Origin of the sequence: Parafrankia sp. Ea1.12 (genome assembly GCF_900465275.1) — a bacterium.
Classification (GTDB): Bacteria; Actinomycetota; Actinomycetes; order Frankiales; family Frankiaceae; genus Parafrankia; species Parafrankia soli.
This window is the reverse complement of sequence record NZ_UBIZ01000686.1, coordinates 1-1945: the sequence shown is the minus strand read 5'-3', so window position 1 is coordinate 1945 and position 1945 is coordinate 1. Positions and strand designations below refer to the sequence as shown.

Genomic DNA, 1945 nt, shown 5'->3' with positions numbered 1-1945 from the left:
GGGTGGGGGTCACCACATGTGGCACCAGGGGAGGGGGTGGGTCTAGTCCTCGAACGCCGGTCATGGCACGATCGACTGGTATTCGAGGGGTCCGGCGTGACGAGACGCAGGGGAAGGCGTTCCTCGTCGACGGAGGTCCCGCGTGGTGGCAATGTCCTCGACAGCTCGTGAGCTGTCTTCCGGCTCGTCGTCCTTCGCCGTGCCGGGCAAGTTGGCGGTGCTCGCATGTCCGCCGGCACTGTGCCCGCACCTGGAGTTCGCCGTGTCCGGTGCCCTGTCCGCCCCGGTCTCCCTGACCTGGACGGCGCAGCCGGGCCGGCCCGGTTTCCTGTATGCCGGTCTGGAATGGCGGGCGAGCCCGGGAACCGCCGGGCGGCTCGCCGCCGTCCTGCGCCGGCTGGGTCATGTCACGTTCGAGGCCGTCGAGGGGCCCTCGCCCGGCTGCGACGCGGAGCGCTACTCCTTCACTCCCGATCTCGGCCTGCACCGGGCCGCGATCGCCGCCAACGGGGACGTCGTCGTCGGCGAGGGGGCGCTGCTGGCGCTGATGGAGCGCGGCGAGGCGCGGGAGACCCTCTCGCGGGGCCTGCACCGGCTGCTGGGAACCGCCTGGGACGACGTCCTCGAGCCGCTGCGCCGTGGGGCGCACGGAGCTCCGGTCACCTGGCTGCGTCGTACCGGGTGACGTCCGCCGACGACATTCCGTGCCCGGGGAGATTGCCCCGTTAGAAACCCGTGTGTGTCCTTGTGAGCCCGCGCTCACCTCCCTGTGGCCAAGCCCACATCGTGTTCGCGTGGGCCTGACGGGCACATACCCCCGGGGTCGTGCGTTGTGGGTTGCGCACGACGAGCGCACAACCTTTCTGGGAGTACTTCAGTGGCCACCGATTACGACACCCCCCGCACAGCCGATATCGAGGAAACCTCGGAGCAGAGCCTCGAGGCGCTCAAGGCCCGGCGGGCGGACGCGGCGGCCGACCTCGGTGACGATGTCGATCCGTTCGAGACCGAGCTCGGCCTGCCCGGCGCCGACCTGTCCGGAGAGGAGCTGACCGTCCGCGTCCTGCCTCGGCAGGCAGATGAGTTCACCTGCACCAGTTGCTACCTTGTCCACCACCGCAGCCAGCTCTACGACGCCCGGCGGATGGTGTGCCGGGACTGCGCCGCCTGACAGCGGCTTCACACCGACAGCGGCACCGCCGCGGGAGCCCGCGGCAGCGCCGCGGCGGGTGACCCGGCGGGGCGGCGTCAGCCCCCTCCCCGGGCGGCCAGGCCCTCCACCCGCACGCCCGCCCCGACCATCCGGGCGATCGCGCGTTCGCGATCACCCTCCGCCAGCTCGACGAACCGGGTCAGCTCCAGCGGGAGCGTCACCTCCAGACCCAGCGCACGGGCGTCGAGCGCCGTCTCCAGCACGCAGTAGTCACCAGCCAGGCCCACCACCACGACCGTGCGGACGGAGCCGGCGGCAAGCCGCTCGCCGAGCACGGTCGCCGACCGCTCGCCCGAACGTGGGTCACGGACGGAGAAGCCCGAGTACCCGTCGTGGCCGTCCACGCCCTTGCGGATCACCTCACCGGCCACCGTCAGGTCGGGGCACAGGCGCGCCCCGGGCGTGCCTCGCACGCAGTGCGGCGGCCAGATCCCGCCCTCGGTGACGAAGTGCGGCGTGGATGGCGGATGCCAGTCCTGGGTGTAGAAGACCGGGGAGCCCGCGCTCGTCGCCGCCGCGATCTCCCGGTTCACCCCGGCGACGATGTCCTCGCCACCGGCGACGTAGAGGCTGCCCCCGGGCACGGCGAAGTCGTTCTGCAGGTCGAGGACGACCAGCGCCACGCCGGGCCCGTACCGCGTTGCCATCGCGTCACCTCGATCCCGATCCGGCGGCGCCTCGCCCGGGCCCCGGACGCCCCTCGCCCGCGCCGCTCGGCAGACCGCCCCGCGC

3 protein-coding genes are annotated in these 1945 nt (G+C 72.7%); 2 read left to right on the top strand and 1 reads right to left on the bottom strand.

The genetic code is table 11. The annotated features are described in order from the left end of the window. Window positions 1–151: 151 nt before the first annotated feature. Together FMEAI12_RS35525 and FMEAI12_RS35520 are read left to right on the top strand one after the other, a co-directional pair. Entirely contained in the window at window positions 152–685 is a 534-nt protein-coding gene (locus FMEAI12_RS35525) for a DUF3145 domain-containing protein (RefSeq protein WP_041254795.1), read from the top strand. 192 nt (window positions 686–877) lie between these two features. Further along, window positions 878–1171, top strand: a complete 294-nt coding sequence (locus FMEAI12_RS35520) for a DUF4193 domain-containing protein (protein WP_018500123.1) — start codon at window positions 878–880, stop codon at window positions 1169–1171. 77 nt (window positions 1172–1248) lie between these two features. Here the strand turns inward: FMEAI12_RS35520 and FMEAI12_RS35515 are convergent, their stop codons facing one another. Continuing rightward, window positions 1249–1860, bottom strand: a complete 612-nt coding sequence (locus tag FMEAI12_RS35515) for an isochorismatase family protein (protein ID WP_071061687.1) — start codon at window positions 1858–1860, stop codon at window positions 1249–1251. Between the last annotated feature and the right edge of the window lie 85 nt (window positions 1861–1945).